This window comes from Pseudomonas sp. A, from assembly GCF_056270345.1.
On sequence record NZ_CM149873.1, the window covers coordinates 282,677 to 300,219 of the forward strand.

Annotated in this window: 15 protein-coding genes; 2 read left to right on the plus strand and 13 right to left on the minus strand. The window is 65.1% G+C overall.

The window, feature by feature from the left end; all coding sequences use genetic code 11:
* The first annotated feature begins 100 nt into the window (after positions 1-100).
* Complete coding sequence (crp, locus tag AC0MAZ_RS01335) at positions 101-745, plus strand: cAMP-activated global transcriptional regulator CRP (protein WP_050703538.1); 645 nt, start codon at positions 101-103, stop codon at positions 743-745.
* Here the strand turns inward: crp and AC0MAZ_RS01340 are convergent.
* The 4 genes from AC0MAZ_RS01340 to AC0MAZ_RS01355 all read right to left on the minus strand — a co-directional run bounded on the left by AC0MAZ_RS01340 (position 742) and on the right by AC0MAZ_RS01355 (position 4,096).
* Positions 742-1,446 (minus strand): lipoate--protein ligase family protein, encoded by a 705-nt coding sequence (locus AC0MAZ_RS01340; RefSeq protein WP_232855090.1) that lies wholly within the window; start codon positions 1,444-1,446, stop codon positions 742-744. The two genes, crp and AC0MAZ_RS01340, sit on opposite strands and share 4 nt — an antisense overlap.
* Positions 1,447-1,613: 167 nt before the next feature.
* Entirely contained in the window at positions 1,614-2,447 is an 834-nt protein-coding gene (trpC, locus tag AC0MAZ_RS01345; protein ID WP_234561381.1) for an indole-3-glycerol phosphate synthase TrpC, read from the minus strand.
* The gene (gene trpD, locus AC0MAZ_RS01350; protein WP_186731674.1) at positions 2,444-3,493 is read right to left on the minus strand and encodes an anthranilate phosphoribosyltransferase; all 1,050 of its coding nucleotides are present in this window, start codon (positions 3,491-3,493) and stop codon (positions 2,444-2,446) included. Before trpD ends, trpC begins: the two co-directional genes overlap by 4 nt.
* Before the next feature lie 9 nt (positions 3,494-3,502).
* A complete protein-coding gene (locus tag AC0MAZ_RS01355) occupies positions 3,503-4,096 on the minus strand; it encodes an aminodeoxychorismate/anthranilate synthase component II (RefSeq protein ID WP_110734621.1) in 594 nt (197 codons plus the stop codon).
* A gap of 376 nt (positions 4,097-4,472) precedes the next feature.
* On the opposite strand from AC0MAZ_RS01355, the gene estP reads away from it, so the two are divergent.
* The gene (estP, locus tag AC0MAZ_RS01360; RefSeq protein WP_475859887.1) at positions 4,473-6,377 is read left to right on the plus strand and encodes an esterase EstP; all 1,905 of its coding nucleotides are present in this window, start codon (positions 4,473-4,475) and stop codon (positions 6,375-6,377) included.
* A 114-nt stretch (positions 6,378-6,491) separates the two neighbouring features.
* Here estP and trpE read toward each other — a convergent pair whose 3' ends face one another.
* From trpE to AC0MAZ_RS01405, 9 genes are all read right to left on the minus strand, one after another.
* Entirely contained in the window at positions 6,492-7,973 is a 1,482-nt protein-coding gene (gene trpE, locus AC0MAZ_RS01365; protein ID WP_232855086.1) for an anthranilate synthase component I, read from the minus strand.
* A 70-nt stretch (positions 7,974-8,043) separates the two neighbouring features.
* Positions 8,044-8,862, minus strand: a complete 819-nt coding sequence (locus tag AC0MAZ_RS01370; RefSeq protein WP_475859889.1) for a phosphoglycolate phosphatase — start codon at positions 8,860-8,862, stop codon at positions 8,044-8,046.
* Positions 8,859-9,533, minus strand: a complete 675-nt coding sequence (rpe, locus tag AC0MAZ_RS01375; protein ID WP_475859891.1) for a ribulose-phosphate 3-epimerase — start codon at positions 9,531-9,533, stop codon at positions 8,859-8,861. Before rpe ends, AC0MAZ_RS01370 begins: the two co-directional genes overlap by 4 nt.
* 176 nt (positions 9,534-9,709) lie before the next feature.
* Positions 9,710-10,537: an ABC transporter permease gene (locus AC0MAZ_RS01380; RefSeq protein WP_028689019.1), complete on the minus strand. Its 828-nt coding sequence runs from the start codon at positions 10,535-10,537 to the stop codon at positions 9,710-9,712.
* Between the two features lie 11 nt (positions 10,538-10,548).
* Positions 10,549-11,796, minus strand: a complete 1,248-nt coding sequence (locus AC0MAZ_RS01385; RefSeq protein WP_203649943.1) for an ABC transporter permease — start codon at positions 11,794-11,796, stop codon at positions 10,549-10,551.
* A gap of 217 nt (positions 11,797-12,013) precedes the next feature.
* Positions 12,014-13,045: an ABC transporter substrate-binding protein gene (locus AC0MAZ_RS01390; protein ID WP_203649941.1), complete on the minus strand. Its 1,032-nt coding sequence runs from the start codon at positions 13,043-13,045 to the stop codon at positions 12,014-12,016.
* A gap of 40 nt (positions 13,046-13,085) precedes the next feature.
* Positions 13,086-14,198: an ABC transporter ATP-binding protein gene (locus AC0MAZ_RS01395; RefSeq protein ID WP_203649939.1), complete on the minus strand. Its 1,113-nt coding sequence runs from the start codon at positions 14,196-14,198 to the stop codon at positions 13,086-13,088.
* Between the two features lie 294 nt (positions 14,199-14,492).
* A complete protein-coding gene (locus AC0MAZ_RS01400; protein ID WP_203652578.1) occupies positions 14,493-15,125 on the minus strand; it encodes a response regulator in 633 nt (210 codons plus the stop codon).
* A 9-nt stretch (positions 15,126-15,134) separates the two neighbouring features.
* Entirely contained in the window at positions 15,135-17,522 is a 2,388-nt protein-coding gene (locus AC0MAZ_RS01405) for a PAS domain-containing sensor histidine kinase (RefSeq protein WP_475859894.1), read from the minus strand.
* Positions 17,523-17,543 lie beyond the last annotated feature (21 nt).

The window sequence follows — 17,543 nt, forward strand, 5'->3', positions numbered from 1 at the left end:
TCAAGTTGAAGTGTCTGATAAGCTGGCGCCAAATGACTGGCGCATGCTGCCAGGCAGCCCCTATAAAAAGCCAATGCGTCGCATCGAACAGGATTTCGTGATGGTCTCCTCAGCCCTGCCACCCAAGATCAAGAACATCGACAAGCTGCTGGCCCACTGCCAACGCCGTCGCTATGCCGCCAAAAGCAACATCATCTGTGCCGGCGACCGGGCCGAGACCTTGTCGTTCATCATCAAGGGCTCGGTGACCATCCTGATCGAGGACGACGACGGCCACGAGATGATCATCGCCTACCTCAACAGTGGCGATTTCTTCGGTGAGCTGGGGCTGTTCGAGCCGGCAGGCCAGGAACATCAACGCAGCGCCTGGGTGCGTGCCAAGACCGAGTGCGAAGTGGCCGAGATCGGCTACGACAAATTCCGTGAGCTGGTACGCCTGGAGCCGGAAATCCTCTATGCCCTGGGCAGCCAGATGGCCCAGCGCCTGCGCAACACCACCCGCAAGGTCGGCGATCTGGCGTTTTTCGATGTCACCGGACGGGTCGCCCGCTGCCTGCTCGACCTGTGCAAGCAACCCGACGCCATGACCCACCCCGACGGCATGCAGATCAAGATCACCCGCCAGGAGATCGGTCGTATCGTCGGTTGTTCACGGGAGATGGTCGGCCGCGTCCTCAAGGACCTCGAGGAGCGCAGCCTGGTGCAGGTCAAGGGCAAGACCATGGTGGTCTACGGCACCCGTTAATCCTGTGGCAGCTCCGCCAACACTTGCTCATAGGCCTGGCTCAAGCGCTCGAACCAAGGGGCGGTAGGCGCCACCTCGTGCAGGGCGATATGGCTGTCGGCGCGGCAGCGCTGGTCCAGCTCGCAGCACTCATTGAAGCGGTTGACCGCCGCGACCATCGATTCGCGCTCGTTGTCCAGCAACAGCGCGCCATGCACCAACACCACCGGGCGCTTGCCCCCCATCCCCTGGCGCCAGCGCTGGGCCGTGCCGACCAGCTTGCGGCCATTGAGGTTGACGTTGTAGCGGCCATCGCAGAAGGCGCCGTCGATCTCCCCCACCGAAGCGACACCGCCCCATTCGCGCAGGACATCGCACAGCGGCAGGCACAGACGCTCGTAGGCATTCTCAATGCGGCCGTGGTCACCCTCGCTGCGCGGTGCCACATAGACCAGTGCCACGTTGACCGTCGCATGGGATTGCGGCACGGGCTCGCCACCGGTTTCGCGCAGCAGCACCGGCCAGCCGGCGATGGCCAGCTCGGCGCAGGCGGCCTCGAAGTTGTCCAGGCGGCTCATGCGCCGGGGCATGACCAGGGCATGGTCGGTCGGGCGCCAGAACAGCACGCCGGATTCGCGCTCGCCGCGGCAGACGGCGGCCAGCAGGTCCTGTTCGGCGTGCAGGCCTTGTTCGACGGTGAGGGCAAGGGGTTGATCGGTCATTGATCCACCATTGATGTTGGATTCTATGGCCTCTTCGCGGGTAAACCCGCTCCCACAGGTGCTGCACACTCCTTGAGAGCGACAGAAGTCCTGTGGGAGCGGGTTTACCCGCGAAAGGGCCGGGGCAGGCCTACAAAAAAGCCGGCGTAACGCCGGCTTCGTTTAAATCAGTCCAGTTGCTGAACAGTCTTCTTCACCTGTTCGGGGAAGAACAGCCGCTGCAGCTCCAACCCTGGCTGCTCGGCGCGCATGAACGCCTCGCCGACCAGGAACGAATACACCTCGTTGATTTCCATCAGCTCGACATCGGCACGGTTGAGGATGCCGCTCTCGGTGATGGCCAGGCGATCGCGGGGGATGCGTGGCAGCAGGTCGAGGGTAGTCTCCAGGCTGACTTCGAAGGTATGCAGGTTGCGGTTGTTGACCCCGACCAACGGGGTGTCGAGGGTCTTCAACGCACGTTCCAGCTCATCACCGTCATGCACTTCGACCAACACGTCGAGGCCGACGTCCTTGGCGGTGGCGGCCAGCTCGGCCATCTTCACGTCGTCCAGCGCCGAGACGATCAGCAGCACGCAGTCGGCGCCCAGCGCACGGGCTTCGACGATCTGGTACGGATCGACCATGAAGTCCTTGCGGATCACCGGCAGCGAAACGGCGGCGCGCGCCTGCTGCAGGTAGACGTCGGCACCCTGGAAGTAGTCCACGTCGGTCAGCACCGACAGGCAGGTCGCCCCGCCTTTCTCGTAGCTGACGGCAATCTCCGCCGGTACGAAGTTTTCGCGGATCACGCCCTTGCTTGGCGAGGCCTTCTTGATTTCGGCGATCACCGCAGGCTGCTTGCGCGCAGCCTGCTCGATCAATGCCCTGGCAAAGCCACGGGGCGCATCGGCCGCCTTGGCCAGGCGCTCGAGTTCAGCCAGGCTGACCCGCGCGCTGCGCTCGGCCACTTCCTGGAATTTGCGGGCGATGATCCTTTCCAGCACCGTCGGTACGCTCATGCTTCGTTCTCCACCTTGAATACCGCAGTAAAGGCGCCCAGCTCCTGCAGTTTCTCCCAGGCCAGCCCGGTGTGCAGCACATCGTGGGCCAGCTCGACACCCTGGGCCAGGGTCATCGCGTGGTCGGCGGCATACAGCGCCGCGCCAGCGTTGAGCACGATCATCTCGGCGGCCTTCTGGCCGTTCTCGGTCTTGCGCCGGCCCAGGGCGTCACGGATCAGCTCCAGCGATGCCTGCGGCCCCTCGACCGCCAGGCCATGCAGGCTCTGGCTCTTCATGCCGAGGTCTTCCGGCTCGACCCAGTACTCGGTGATCTGGTCATTCTTCAGTTCGGCGACGAAGGTCGGCGCGGCCAGGCTGAACTCGTCCAGACCGTCCTTCGAGTGCACCACCAGCACATGCTTGCTGCCCAGGCGCTGTAGCACCTCGGCCAACGGGCGGCACAGGGCCTGGGTGAAGACCCCGACCACCTGGTGTTTCACACCGGCCGGATTCGTAAGCGGGCCGAGCATGTTGAACAGGGTGCGCAGGCCCAGGTCGCGACGCGGGCCGGCGGCGTGCTTCATGGCACTGTGATGGGTCTGGGCGAACATGAAACCGATGCCGAGGCTATCGATGCAGCGGGCGACCTGGACCGGGGTCAGGTTCAGGTAGATACCGGCGGCTTCCAGCAGATCGGCGCTGCCGCTCTTGCCGGAAACCGCACGGTTGCCATGCTTGGCCACGGTGCAACCAGCTGCAGCCAGCACAAAGGCCGAAGCAGTCGACACGTTGAAGATGTTGGCGCCATCACCGCCGGTGCCGACGATGTCGACCACGCCGTCGAGGGTCTTCAGCTCGACCTTGTCGGCCAGCTCACGCATCACCGACACCGCGCCGACGATCTCGTCGATGCTTTCGCTCTTCATGCGCATGCCCATGAGGAAGGCGCCGATCTGCGCCTCGCTGCACTGGCCGGTCATGATCTGGCGCATGACGTCGCGCATTTCCTCGGTGGACAAATCCAGGTGGCCGACGATACGGCTCAAAGCGGTCTTGATATCCATGATCGGTCCTTAACGGCGTCCGCCGGTCTGCTTGAGGAAATTGGCGAACAGCTCGTGGCCCTGCTCGGTGAGGATGGATTCGGGATGGAACTGTACCCCTTCGACGTTCAGGGTTTTATGACGCAGGCCCATGATTTCGTCGACGGAGCCGTCTGCGTGGGCGGTCCAGGCGGTCACCTCCAGGCAGTCGGGCAGGGTTTCGCGCTTGACCACCAGCGAGTGGTAGCGGGTCACGGTGAGCGGGTTGTTCAGGCCGGCGAACACGCCCAGGTCACGGTGCAGCACCGGGCTGGTCTTGCCGTGCATCACCTGGCGGGCGCGTACCACGTCGCCGCCGAAGGCCTGGCCGATGGACTGGTGGCCCAGGCAGACGCCCAGGATCGGCAGCTTGCCGGCGAAGTGCAGGATGGCCTCGATGGAGACCCCGGCTTCGCTCGGCGTGCACGGGCCCGGGGAGACGACGATGCGCTCGGGGTTCAGGGCTTCGATCTGGGCGATGGTCATTTCGTCATTGCGAATGACCTTGACCTCGGCACCCAGCTCGCCAAGGTACTGCACGACGTTGTAGGTGAAGGAGTCGTAGTTGTCGATCATCAGTAACATCTGCAACGAACCTCTTGAATACTGACTTTTGATTCGAGCCTTCCGCTGCCGCTCATGTATGCGGCCGATCCCGCACGGGGCGGTTGACGGAACAAGTGGGGAAGGCAAACGGGGACGGGCCGGGCGAACCGGCAGGAGAAAAAGTCAGGCGCGCCAACGCCAACGGGCGACGGCCTTGATAACGCGCATCAAGAGTTTGCTGACGATCAACACAGGGTAGGTCTCGTTCATACGTTCCGGGACAGTAACCTACCGGGGCGGCGGGTGCAATATGCCCCTAAACACTGGAAAAACATTGCCATGCTGGGCAAAGACCGGCGATTTGCTATGTTCATGCGGCTTGCCTTAATAAAAACAACGAAAAGGATATTCATGCATGCGCAAGACCCCATTCCTGCACGTCACCCTCGGCATGCTCGCCCTCGCCTGCAGCCAGGCCATCATGGCCGCGCCCTCCCCCTACGCATCACTCATCGTCTTCGGTGACAGCCTCAGCGACGCCGGGCAGTTCCCCGACCTGACCGGCGGCACGCCAGGCATGCGCTTCACCAACCGCGATGCCAATGGCAACTACGCGCCGGTGTCGCCGATGATCCTGGGTGGCAGGCTGGGCTTTTCCGGCACAAGCCTGGGGCCCTCGACGTCGCTGACCAACCAGCTGCAAGGCACCCCGGACGGCAACAATTGGGCCGTGGGCGGCTACACCACGCAGCAGATCCTCGACTCGATCACCGACACCTCGCAAGCCGTCATCCCACCCGGTCGACCCGGCGCCGGCACGGTTCTGCGCGAGCGTGACGGTTACCTGGCCAACGGCCTGCGGGCCGATCCCAATGCCCTGTACTACCTGACCGGTGGCGGCAACGACTTCCTCCAGGGCCTGGTCAACAGCCCCGCCGACGCGGCCGCCGCCGGTGCCCGCCTGGCGGCCAGTGCGCAGGCGCTGCAACAGGGCGGCGCGCGCTACATCATGGTCTGGCTGCTGCCGGACCTGGGGCAGACACCGAACTTCAGCGGCACGCCCCAGCAAGGGCCGCTGTCGCAACTGTCCGGCGTGTTCAACCAGTCGCTGGTCAACCGGCTCGGGCAGATCGACGCCGAGATCATCCCGCTCAATGTCCCAGTACTGCTACGCGAGGCCCTGGCCAGCCCCGCCCAGTTCGGCCTGGCCGCCGACCAGAACCTGGTCGGCACCTGCTACAGCGGCGACGGCTGCGTGGGCAACCCGGTCTACGGGGCGAACGGCACGACGCCGGACCCGACCCGGCTGCTGTTCAACGACTCGGTGCACCCGACCATCGCCGGTCAGCAACTGATTGCCGACTACGCCTATTCGATCCTCGCCGCGCCCTGGGAACTGACCCTGCTGCCGGAAATCGCCCACGCCAGTATCCGCGCCCACCAGGATGAACTGCGCAACCAGTGGCAGACGCCCTGGCAGGCGGTCGGTCAATGGCAGGCGTTCGTCGCCACCGGCGGCCAGGACCTGGATTTCGGCAGCCAGCGCAGCGCCGCCAGTGGCGACGGGCGCGGCTACAACCTGACCCTCGGCGGCAGCTATCGGCTGGATGACGCCTGGCGCGTGGGGCTGGCAGCGGGCGTGTACCGGCAAAAGCTCGAGGCCGGCCAGGAGGATTCCGACTACAAGCTCGACAGCTACCTTGCCAGTGCCTTCGCCCAGTTCCGCCAGGATCGCTGGTGGGCCGACGCGGCGCTGACCGCCGGGCACCTGGACTATCGCGACCTCAAACGCACCTTCGCCTTGGGGGTGAATGACCGCAGCGAGAAAGGCGATTCCAATGGCGAAGCCTGGGCCGTCACCGGCCGGGTGGGCTACAACCTGGCGGCCGAGAGCAGCCGCTGGCAACTGGCACCGTTCATCAGCGCCGACTATGCGCGGGTCAAGGTCGATGGGTATGACGAGAAAAGCGGCCGCTCCACGGCGCTCGGCTTCGACGATCAGGAGCGCACATCGCGCCGGCTGGGGGCCGGCCTGCTAGGGAGCGTGCAGCTCTTGCCGACGACCAGGCTGTTTGCCGAGGTGGCCCGCGAGCACGAGTTCGAGGACGATCAGCAGGACCTGCGCCTGCACCTGACCAGCCTGCCGGCGAACGACTTCACCCTGACCGGGTATACGCCGCACAGCAACCTGACCCGCGCCAGCCTGGGGCTGAGCCATGAACTGGTGCCGGGGGTGAACCTGCGGGGGAACTATAACTGGCGCAAGAGTGATGAGTTGACCCAGCAAGGGGTGAGCCTGGGGGTCAGCGTCGACTTCTAGCTCTTTGGGGCCGCTCTGCGGCCCATTCGCGGCTAAAGCCGCTCCTACAGGTACTACGCCAATCTGTGGGAGCGGCTTTAGCCGCGAATGGGCTGCAAAGCAGCCCCAATCGATCTACTTGACGGAGGTCTGCTCGGCCAGCGCCACCGCGCGGAACATCGCCCGGCGCTTGTTGATGGTTTCTTCCCACTCCAGCGCCGGCACCGAGTCGGCGACGATGCCGCCACCGGCCTGCACATGCAGTTCGCCGTCCTTGATCACCGCGGTGCGGATGGCGATGGCGGTGTCCATGTTGCCGTTCCAGGCAAAGTAGCCCACCGCGCCACCGTAGACGCCGCGCTTGACCGGCTCCAGCTCGTCGATGATCTCCATGGCACGGATCTTCGGCGCACCGGAGAGGGTGCCGGCCGGCAGGATCGCCCGCAGCGCGTCCATGGCCGTCAGCCCGTCACGCAGTTGGCCGGTGACGTTGGACACGATATGCATGACGTTCGAGTACCGCTCGATCACCATTTTCTCGGTCAGGCGCACGCTGCCGGTGGCCGACACCCGGCCCACGTCATTGCGGCCCAGGTCGATGAGCATCAGGTGCTCGGCGATTTCCTTGTCGTCCGACAGCAGGTCGTCTTCCAGCGCCCGGTCGGCTTCTTCGGTGGTCCCGCGTGGGCGGGTACCGGCGATCGGGCGCACGGTGACCAGGTTGTCCTCGACCCGCACCAGCACTTCCGGCGAACTGCCGACCACATGGAAGTCGCCGAAATTGAAGAAGTACATGTACGGCGTCGGGTTGAAGCAGCGCAGCGCCCGGTACAGGTCGATGGGCGCGGCCTTGAAGTCGATGGACATGCGCTGGGACGGCACCACCTGCATGCAGTCACCGGCCAGGATGTATTCCTTGATGCGGCCCACGGCGTTTTCGTAGTCGGCTTGTGTGTAGCTGGAGCGGAATGCCGGCTCGGCGGCCATCGGCCCGCTCAGGTCCAGGCCACGACGCGGAGTGATCGGCTGGCGCAGGGTGTCCAGAAGCCCCTGCAGGCGAGCCTGGCCTTGCTCGAAGGCCTGCGCCTCGGCCGGGTCGACCAGCACGATGGCGTGCATCTTGCCCGCCAGGTTGTCGAACACCACCACGGCATCGGAGACCATCAGCAGGATATCCGGCACCCCAAGCGGATCCGGATTGGGGCTGGCGCCCAGGCGTTTTTCCACGTAACGCACGCAGTCATAGCCGAAATAGCCCACCAGGCCGCCGTTGAAACGCGGCAAGCCGGGAATGTCGGCGACCTTGTAGCGGTCCTTGAACGTCTCGACGAAGGCCAGCGGATCCTCGACGTCGTGGCTTTCCACCTCGACGCCATCCTGCAGGATGCTGACGTGGTAGCCGTGCACACGCAGCACGGTGCGCGACGGCAGGCCGATCATCGAATAGCGGCCCCATTTTTCGCCGCCCTGCACGGACTCGAGCAGGTAGGAGTTGGGCTGGTCGGCCAGCTTCAGGTAGATCGACAGCGGCGTGTCGAAGTCGGCCAGGGTTTCGCAGGCCAGGGGAATACGGTTGTAGCCGGCAGCGGCCAGGCGCAGGAATTCTTCGCGGGTCATGTGTAGCCTCGGGGCAAGCAGCAATGGGGGCGGGCAAATGGATGTACCGGCAGGCGCCGGTGGGCAGGAGTCAGGCGCGCCAGCGCCAGCGGGCCAGGGCCTTGATGACTTTCATCCAGAATTTGCCGGTAACCACCACGTTGTTGTCTCTGCTTTGCGGGGCTTGAAGGTCCGCCAACGTTATCCCAGTGTCGGTGACTAAGCAACCGGGCAACAGCAGGCGCAGGTCGTCGATGACCAGGCTGGGTGACTCGTCGCCGATCGGCCGGCCATGGTTGTAGCCGTAGCTCAGGCCAACGCACTTGACGCCGGCGGCCTTGGCGGCCAGCACGTCGCTGCGCGAATCGCCGACGAACAGCGATTGTTCGGCACTGACGCCGGCCATTTTCATGACGAACAACAGCGCCGCCGGGTCGGGTTTCTTCTGTGGCAGGGTGTCACCGCCGATGATCCAGCGGAAATAGCGGCCGATCTTCATCTGGTCGAGCAAGGGGGCGACGAAGCGTTCAGGCTTGTTGGTGATCAGCGCCATCTCCACGCCCTGCTTGCGCAGCCAGCGCAGGGTATCGCGTACACCGGGGTAGACCACGGTGAGTTCATGGTTGTCGGCATAGGCCTCCATGAACAGCGCCAGCGCGCGTTCGGCCAGCTCGTCGTCCACCGCGACGTGATCGATATCGCCGGCCAGGGCCCGGCGCACCAGCACCTGGGCGCCGTTGCCGACCCAGTGGCGCACGGCCTCCAGGCCTGCGGGCGGTCGCCCGAGTTCGAGCAGCGTGCGGTCGACAGCTGCGGCCAGGTCGGGTACCGAATCGATCAGGGTGCCATCCAGATCGAACATCACCAGCCTGGGCAGTGTCCCCGGGAACAGCTGCTCGAAACCGCTCATGCGCGTGCCAGCGCCATTTCGGCACGCATCTTGTCGATGACTTCCTTGTAGTCCGGGGCGTTGAAGATCGCCGAGCCGGCCACGAAGGTGTCAGCGCCGGCGGCGGTGATCTCGCGGATATTGCCTACGTTGACGCCGCCGTCGATCTCCAGGCGGATGTCACGGCCACTGGCGTCGATCAGCGCGCGGGCTTCGCGCAGCTTGTCGAGGGTGCCGGGGATGAACTTCTGCCCGCCAAAGCCCGGGTTGACGCTCATCAGCAGGACTATGTCGACCTTGTCCATCACGTACTTCAGCGCATCCAGGCCGGTGCCCGGGTTGAACACCAGGCCGGCCTTGCAGCCGCCGTCGCGGATCAGTTGCAACGAGCGGTCGAGGTGCTGGGTGGCTTCCGGGTGGAAGGTGATGTAGGTGGCGCCGGCCTCGATGAAGTCGCCGATGATGCGGTCGACCGGGCTGACCATCAGGTGCACGTCGATCGGCGCGGTCACGCCGTACTTGCGCAGGGCGCTGCAGACCATCGGGCCGATGGTCAGGTTGGGCACATAGTGGTTGTCCATGACATCGAAGTGGACGATGTCGGCCCCGGCGGCCAGGACCTTGTCGACGTCCTCGCCCAGGCGGGCGAAATCGGCGGACAGAATGGAGGGGGCAATAGCGTAGGGCTGCATGGCGCACCTGTTGGGCAGAATCACGGTGGCGCGCATTGTAACCCAGGGAAGCGGATGAGGGCTGATTGGTATCAATTGGCCCCCCTTTCGCGGCACAAGGCCGCTCCTACAGGAGACCGCGACCCCTTGTAGGAGCGGCCTTGCGCCGCGAAAGGAGGGCAAAGCCCTCCCGGCAGTCAGGCCGGCTGCTGGGTCCTCAGCTTCTCGCTGCGCCCACGCAGCCACTCCAGGGTCAGCAGCAGGATCACCGAAAAGGCGATCAGCAAGGTGGCCGCCGCCGCGATGGTCGGGCTCAGGTTCTCGCGAATGCCGCTGAACATCTGCCGTGGCAGGGTCGCCTGCTCGGGCCCGGCGAGGAACAGGGTCACCACCACCTCATCGAACGACGTGGCGAAGGCGAACAGCGCGCCGGAGATCACCCCGGGGGCGATCAGCGGCAAGGTCACCCGACGGAAGGCCAGCAATGGCGAGGCCCCGAGGCTGGCCGCCGCGCGCACCAGGTTGTAGTTGAAGCCCTGCAGCGTGGCCGACACGGTGATGATCACGAACGGCACACCCAGCACCGCGTGCACCAGGATCAACGAGGTGAAGCTGTTGCCCATGCCCAACGGGGCGAAGAACAGGTAGCTGGCCACGCCGATGATCACCACCGGCACCACCATCGGCGAAATCACCAGCGCCATCACCAGCGACTTGCCGGGAAAGTCGCCGCGCGTCAGGCCGATGGCCGCCAGGGTGCCGAACACCATGGCCAGCACCGTGGCCGCCGGGGCGACGATGATGCTGTTCTTCAGGGCGCGCATCCATTCGGCGGAGGCGAAGAAGTCCTGGTACCAGTGCAGCGAGAAACCTTGCAGCGGGTACACCAGGAAGCTCCCGCTGTTGAACGACAGCGGGATGATCACCAGTACCGGCAGTACCAGGAACAGCAGGATCAGGCCGCACAGGATGCGCAGGCTGTAGAACCACACCCGTTCCACGGGCGACATGTAGGGGCTCAGCATGACAAGGCTCCTCAGCTCAGGCGCAGGCGGCTGGCGCCGACCAGCCAGCTATAGATCAGGTACAGCAGCACGGTCGCCAGCAGCAACAGCCCGCCCAGGGCGGTGGCCATGCCCCAGTTGATGCTGGTGTTGGTGTAGAAGGCAACGAAGTAGCTGACCATCTGGTCGTTCGGGCTGCCCAGCAGCGCCGGGGTGATGTAGTAGCCGATGGCCAGGATGAACACCAGCAGGCAACCGGCGCCGACACCGGCATAGGTCTGCGGGAAGTACACCCGCCAGAAACTGGCGAACGGATGGCAACCCAGGGAAATCGCCGCGCGCATGTAACTGGGCGAAATACCCTTCATCACGCTGTACAGCGGCAGGATCATGAACGGCAGCAGGATGTGCACCATCGAGATGTACACGCCGGTGCGGTTGAACACCAGCTCCAGCGGTTGGTCGATGATGCCGATGGCCATCAGCGCGCTGTTGATCAGCCCGCCCGACTGCAACAGCACGATCCACGCCGCCACCCGCACCAGGATCGAGGTCCAGAACGGCAGCAGCACCAGGATCATCAGCAGGTTGCTCTGCCGGGTCGGCAGGTTGGCCAGCAGGTACGCCAGCGGGTAGGCCAGCACCAGGCAGATGGCGGTGATCACCACGCCCATCCACAGGGTGCGGGCAAAGATATCCAGGTAGATGGCCTGGTCCGGCGTGGCCTTGGCCAGTTCGCCGAGGTCGTCGATGCGATGATCGACGGAGGCCAGCAGATAGAAAGAGGTGACCGTGCTGGTGTTGCGGCGGATAGCCTGCCAGTAGGCCGGGTCGCCCCAACGCTCGTCCAGCGCTTGCAGGGCATCTTTATAAGACGCGGGCTCGGCCTTGAACGGCAGCGCCCGCGCAGTCTTGGCCAGCAGGCTGCGGTAGCCGGCCAGCTCCATGTTCAGGCGCTTGGAAAGATCGCCCAGGGTCTGGTTCTTGCGCGACTCGGCCAGATCCTGGCCCAGGGCCTTGTAGACCTCCTCGCCGGGCAGGCTCTTGCCGTCCCACTGCGCCACCGCCTCGACGGTGCGCGGCAGGCCGGCGACCACCTCGGGGTTGCCGACGCTCTTGTACAGCAGCGCCGCGATCGGCACCAGGAACACCAGCAGGAGGAACAGCGCCAGCGGCGCGATCAACGCCTGGGCCTTCCAGCGGTTGACCCGCTCGGCATGCTTGAGGCGCTGCTTGAGGCTTTTACCCGCGCCTTCGTTGAGGGGCACTGCAATGGCCATGGCGAACTCCGGGAAATCAGGGAAACATCGAGGCCGCTTTACAATGACAGCGGTGACCTCAGGCTTGACGCGCTAACTGTAGGAGCGGCCTCGTGCCGCGAAAGGGCCGCGAAGCGGCCCCTGGATCTCAGCCGTGATGCACAAGATGCTGGGGGCTGCTTTGCAGCCCTTTCGCGGCACGAGGCCGCTCCTACAGACATCAGGGATTGTGTCCCTACTACTTCGCCGCCCAGGCGTTGAAGCGTTGCTCCAGCTGTTCGCTGTTGTCGGCCCAGAAGGCCACGTCGATCTGCACCTGGTTGGCGATGTTCTCAGGCGTGGTCGGCATGTCCTTCTTCACCGCATCGGCCAGCAGCGGGACGGCCTTGGAATTGGCCGGGCCGTAGGCGATGTTCTCGGAGTAGGTCTTCTGCTGTTCGGGCTGGACGGTGTAGGCGATGAATTTCTTCGCTTCTTCCACATCCTTGGCGCCTTTCGGGATGGCCCAGGCGTCGAAGTCGTAGATGCCGCCGTTCCACACCACCTTCAGGTTGCTTTCTTTCTGCACCGCGGCGATCCGGCCGTTGTAGGCCGAGCTCATGACCACGTCACCCGAGGCCAGGTACTGCGGTGGCTGGGCACCAGCTTCCCACCACTGGATGCTTGGCTTGAGCTGATCGAGTTTCTTGAAGGCGCGGTCCTGGCCTTCCTTGGTGCCGAGCACCTTGTACACTTCTTTTGGCGCGACGCCGTCGGCCATCAGGGCGAATTCGAGGGTGTACTTGGCGCCCTTGCGCAGGCCGCGCTTGCCCGGGAATTTCTTGGTGTCCCAGAAGTCGGCCCAGCTGGTCGGGGCGGTCTTGAGCTTGTCGGCGTTGTAGGCCATCACCGTGGACCACACGAAGAAACCGACGCCGCATGGCTGGATGGCGCCCGGTACGTAGTCAGCCTCGTCACCGAACAGGGCCGGGTCGAGTTCCTCGAACATGCCTTCGTCGCATCCACGGGCCAGCTCCGGCGACTCGACTTCCACAAGGTTCCAGGACACGCTCTTGGTGTCGACCATGGCCTTCACCTTGGCCATCTCGCCGTTGTACTCACCGGCGACGATCTTGCCCTTGCCAGCCTTCTCCCATGGCTCGTAGAACGCCTTGGTCTGGGCCGCCTTGTTGGCGCCGCCAAAGGAGATCACGGTCAGGTCGGCCGCCAGGGCCTGCCCGGCGGCGAACAGGCCAAGGGCCAGGGCGGTCAGTTTCAACTGCTTGCGCATTATTATTCTCTCCACAGTTCAGGGTTGGTGAAGCAAACCATCAATGGGCTTCGGCAATCGGATCGAGCGCGCGGGCGTGTTCCACCTCCCAGCCCAGCGGCACCACATCGCCCACGGCCAGGGCCGGGTCGAGCTCGGCGATCGGCTGCTTGACGAAGAAATCGGCCTTGCCGCACACCTCCAGGCGCACCCGCACGTGGTCGCCCAGGTAGATGAACTCGGCCACGCGGCCGGAGAAGCGGTTCACGCAGCTTTCGCTGTGGCCGTTCAGGCGCACGCGCTCCGGGCGGATCGACAGGGTCACCGGCTCGCCGGCCTGGCCGACGTTCACCGCCAGCGCCTCGACCCGCTCGCCACGGGCCAGTTGCACCTGGCAGCGCTTGCCGTCACTGGCCAGCAGGGTGCCGTTGAGGCGGTTGTTCTCGCCGATGAAGTTGGCGACGAAGGTGTTGCGCGGCTCTTCGTAGAGGGTGCGCGGGTCGGCGATCTGCTGGATCTCGCCCTGGTGGAACACCGCCACCCGGTCGGACATGGTCAGCGCCTCGCCCTGGTCGTGGGTCACGTAGACCACGGTCACGCCCAGGCGCTGGTGGATATGCTTGATCTCCATCTGCATGTGTTCGCGCAGTTGCTTGTCCAGGGCGCCGAGCGGTTCGTCCATCAGCACCAGCTGCGGCTCGAACACCAGGGCACGGGCCAAGGCCACGCGCTGCTGCTGACCGCCGGACAGCTGTCCGGGGTAGCGCTTGGCGAAGGCGTCGAGCTGGACCATGCCGAGCACGCGCTTGACCCGCTCGCTGATGTCGGTCTTGCTCAGGTTGCGCACGGTCAGCGGGAAGGCCAGGTTCTCGGCCACGGTCATATGCGGGAACAGCGCGTAGTTCTGGAACACCATGCCGATGTCACGCTTGTGCGGCGGCACATTGTTGATCGAGCGTCCGGCCAGCTGGATTTCACCGGCGGTGGGGGTCTCGAAGCCGGCCAGCATCATCAGGCTGGTGGTCTTGCCCGAGCCGGACGGGCCGAGCAGGGTCAGGAACTCGCCCTTGCGGATGTCCAGGTTGAGGTCCTTGACGATCAGCGATTCGCCGTCGTAGCTCTTCTGCACACCTCGGAAGCTGACCAGCGTCTCGTTCGAATTCGCCTCGCTCATGCCCTGCACCTTCTTGTTGGAATGACTGCGTGGGCACAGCGTAGAAGAGGCGCAAGCGCCCGAAAATCGGGGGGACTGAGAGATTGCCATCATCCGGATGGAAGACTTGCTGTAGGGATTGCCCTACATGGATGGCGGGATTGGAATGCAATTTGCGACGGGCATTGAACCTGTGGGAGCGGGTTCACCCGCGAAGAGGCCAGCAAAACCACCAAGGTCAGCAGGTTTGGCCCCTTCGCGGGTAAACCCGCTCCCACAGGAATCTGTACCCGTCATGAACCGGGCATGTCGCAATCAGACCAGCTTGTGCTCCATCGCGTACTTCACCAGCTCCGCCAGCGAGTTGACCTTGAGCTTCTGCATCAAGCGCGCCTTATGGGTGCTGATGGTCTTGTTCGACAGCGCCAACTGCTGGGCGATGTCATTGACGTTGGCGCCCTGGGCCAGGCGCTCGAACACCGAGAACTCGCGCTCGGACAGCAGCGTGTGCAACGGCCGGGTTTCGGTCAACCCCACCTCGAAGACCATGCGGTCGGCCAGGCTCGGGTCAATATAGCGCCCGCCGCCGGCAACCCGGCGAATCGCGGTGAGCAGCAGCGCCGGGTCGCTGTCCTTGGTGGCGTAGCCCGCCGCCCCGGCCTTCAGCGCCCGCGCAGCCATCTGCGCTTCATCATGCATCGACAGCATCAGGATCGCCGGCGGGTTGCTCAATGCCAGGATCCGCGGGATGGCCTCCAGGCCATTCACCCCCGGCATGGAGATATCCAGCAGCACCACCTCACAAGGGGTATGGCGCAGGGTCTCCAGTAACTGCTCGCCGTTGCCAGCCTCGCCGGCGACCTGCATGTCCTTGGCCAGGCCAATCAACTGCTTGATGCCCTCACGGACGATGGTGTGGTCTTCCGCCACCAGCACTCGAATCACGATCGTTCTCTCCTACGCCAAAGGAATCGCCACGCTCAGGCTGCTGCCTTCGCCGGGCTCGCTCTCCAGGGTCATGTCGCCGCCCAGCATCAGCACGCGCTCACGCACCCCCACCAGGCCGAACGAAGTCGGCCGGGCCGCATCGACGGCGAACCCCACGCCATCGTCGATGACCGTCATGCGCAACTGCCCGCCTTCCTCGACCAGGGCGATCTGCACGGTGTGCGCCCGGGCATGGCGCATGACGTTGGTCAGCGCCTCCTGGAGGATGCGGAACAGGCCGATGGCCTTGGCATCGCTCAAGGGCGGCAGTTGCTCCGGGACCTCGACCAGGCAGGGGATCTGCGTGCGGGCCTCGAAACGCCGTGCCTGCCACTCGATGGCCGAGGCGATCCCGGCATCCAGAATCGGCGGGCGCAACGCGCTGGCCACGTCACGCACCAGCTGGAACAGTTGGGCGATCAGGCGCTTCATGCTGGCCAGGCGCTCATGCAGCCCGGCGTCCAGCTCGGCATAGGCCAGCTCGCACATCGACACCTCGAGCTTGAGCACCGTGAGCATCTGCCCCAGTTCGTCATGCACCTCGCGGGCGATGCGGGCCTTTTCCTCCTCGCGCACGCTTTCCAGATGCGCCGACAATTCGCGCAGCTGCTCCTGGGAGGCGGCCAGGGCCAGCTCGGCCTGCTTGCCCTGGGTGATGTCCCAGACCACACCATCCCACACCATGCGCCCATCGGCCAGGCGGCGTGTGGTCGCCTTGATGTCGGCCCAGCGCTGTTCGCCCTGGCGGGTGAGGATACGGCCCTGCCACGACCAGTCCTGGTCGCTGGCCAGGGCCAGGTCCTGGACCCGGTGATAGTCGGCGCGGTCCTGGGGGTGGACCAGGTTGCGCAGCCCCATCTGCGGGTGCTGGATCGCCGCCGGGGTATAGCCGACCAATGCCTCGCTGCCCTCGCTGATATAGGGGAACTCCGGGTCGCCCTCGGCCGGGTCGCGCTCCAGGCGGAACACCAGCCCCGGCACGTTGCCGGCAATGCCCTTGAGCCGCGCCTCGCTTTCGCGCAACGCGGCCAGATCGCGCTGGCGCTCGGTGACATCGGCGAGGAACACCACCAGGTACTCCGCATCGCGAAAACGCAGGAACGACAACGACAACTCGACCGGGAACAGGCTGCCGTCGGCGCGCCGGCACTGGCTTTCAAACTGCTGCTCGCCGCCATCCCCGGTGCGTGCGCGCTTCCACAGTTCCAGCCAGCGATCCATCGTCAGATTCGGTTCGATATCCACCAGCGGCCGCTCCAGCAATGCCCCCTCGACGAAGCCCAGCATGCGTTCGGCGGCATGGTTGGCGTAGCGCACATGGCTGTCCCAGTTGACCCAGAGGATGCCCACCGTGCTCTGGTCGATGGAGAACTGACTCAGGCGCAAGGCCTCCTCGCGCACCTGGCGCTCCACCAGGCTCTCGCGGGCCGCCAGCAAGCCTCGTTCCAAGCCGCGCTGCTGGCGTCGCTGCCAGACCAGGGTGGCCAGGGCACACAACAGCAGCAGGCCGAACAACAAGGCGAGGTTCTGCCAGAAGCCGGCGGACTCGGAAAAGCGTGGGTACTTGGGCTGCAACCAGCGCTGGTGCATCTGCTCCAGGGTCTTGGCCGGCAGGGCCTGCAAGGCGCGTTCGAGGATATCGGCGAGCACGGGCCAATCGCGCCGTGATCCGACCCGCAGCAACTGCGGCAAACCGATGTCACCCACTACCGCCAGGTCGGCGAACTCGCCTTCGCGGGAAAACCGACTCAGTTGTGCCTCGTCCAGCACGGCGAAGGTGGCCTGCCCACCCAACACCAGCTGCAGCGCCTCCCGCTCGTTGGGCACGCCCTGCAGGTTGAGGTTGCCGTAGTTGCTCCGCAGGTAGTCCGCCAGGGAGCCCGGCATGCGCACCGCCACCCGTTCGTTGGCGGTCAGCTTCTCCAGCTCCACGGCCACCGCGCCGCTGCGCATCCCCACCACCAGTTGCGGCACACGCATGTAAGGGTCGCTGAACAGCCACAGCCGCAGGCTGGCGGGGGTCTGGGTCAGGCCGGGGGCGAAATCGATCTCCCCGGCCTGCAACGCATGCTCCAGCGCGGCCTGGTCCGGGAAGCCACGCCAGGTCAGGTCCAGCCGCAGTGCCTGGGACAGGGCACCGACCAGTTCGACGTTGGCCCCGTAGAATTGCTGAAGCCGTCGGTCGAACTGGGCATAAGGCGCCTGCAGCACCAGGCCGACGCGCAGGCCGCGGTGTTCGTCCAGCCACTGCTGCTGGGCCGGTTCCAGCACCACGGGTGGCGGCGCCTCCGGCTTTGCCAGGGCGATCAAGGGTAGACACAACCAGCCGATAACCCACAGGCAACGCACTCGCTTCATCTCTACGCTCGTCTTGGCAAT

Excerpts from the sequence above, each read along its gene's own strand:
- crp (WP_050703538.1), top strand. The coding sequence starts at position 101 with ATGGTCTCCTCAGCCCTGCCACCCAAGATCAAGAACATCGACAAGCTG.
- AC0MAZ_RS01340 (WP_232855090.1), bottom strand. The coding sequence starts at position 1,446 with ATGACCGATCAACCCCTTGCCCTCACCGTCGAACAAGGCCTGCACGCC.
- trpC (WP_234561381.1), bottom strand. The coding sequence starts at position 2,447 with ATGAGCGTACCGACGGTGCTGGAAAGGATCATCGCCCGCAAATTCCAG.
- trpD (WP_186731674.1), bottom strand. The coding sequence starts at position 3,493 with ATGGATATCAAGACCGCTTTGAGCCGTATCGTCGGCCACCTGGATTTG.
- AC0MAZ_RS01355 (WP_110734621.1), bottom strand. The coding sequence starts at position 4,096 with ATGTTACTGATGATCGACAACTACGACTCCTTCACCTACAACGTCGTG.
- estP (WP_475859887.1), top strand. The coding sequence starts at position 4,473 with ATGCGCAAGACCCCATTCCTGCACGTCACCCTCGGCATGCTCGCCCTC.
- trpE (WP_232855086.1), bottom strand. The coding sequence starts at position 7,973 with ATGACCCGCGAAGAATTCCTGCGCCTGGCCGCTGCCGGCTACAACCGT.
- AC0MAZ_RS01370 (WP_475859889.1), bottom strand. The coding sequence starts at position 8,862 with ATGAGCGGTTTCGAGCAGCTGTTCCCGGGGACACTGCCCAGGCTGGTG.
- rpe (WP_475859891.1), bottom strand. The coding sequence starts at position 9,533 with ATGCAGCCCTACGCTATTGCCCCCTCCATTCTGTCCGCCGATTTCGCC.
- AC0MAZ_RS01380 (WP_028689019.1), bottom strand. The coding sequence starts at position 10,537 with ATGCTGAGCCCCTACATGTCGCCCGTGGAACGGGTGTGGTTCTACAGC.
- AC0MAZ_RS01385 (WP_203649943.1), bottom strand. The coding sequence starts at position 11,796 with ATGGCCATTGCAGTGCCCCTCAACGAAGGCGCGGGTAAAAGCCTCAAG.
- AC0MAZ_RS01390 (WP_203649941.1), bottom strand. The coding sequence starts at position 13,045 with ATGCGCAAGCAGTTGAAACTGACCGCCCTGGCCCTTGGCCTGTTCGCC.
- AC0MAZ_RS01395 (WP_203649939.1), bottom strand. The coding sequence starts at position 14,198 with ATGAGCGAGGCGAATTCGAACGAGACGCTGGTCAGCTTCCGAGGTGTG.
- AC0MAZ_RS01405 (WP_475859894.1), bottom strand. The coding sequence starts at position 17,522 with ATGAAGCGAGTGCGTTGCCTGTGGGTTATCGGCTGGTTGTGTCTACCC.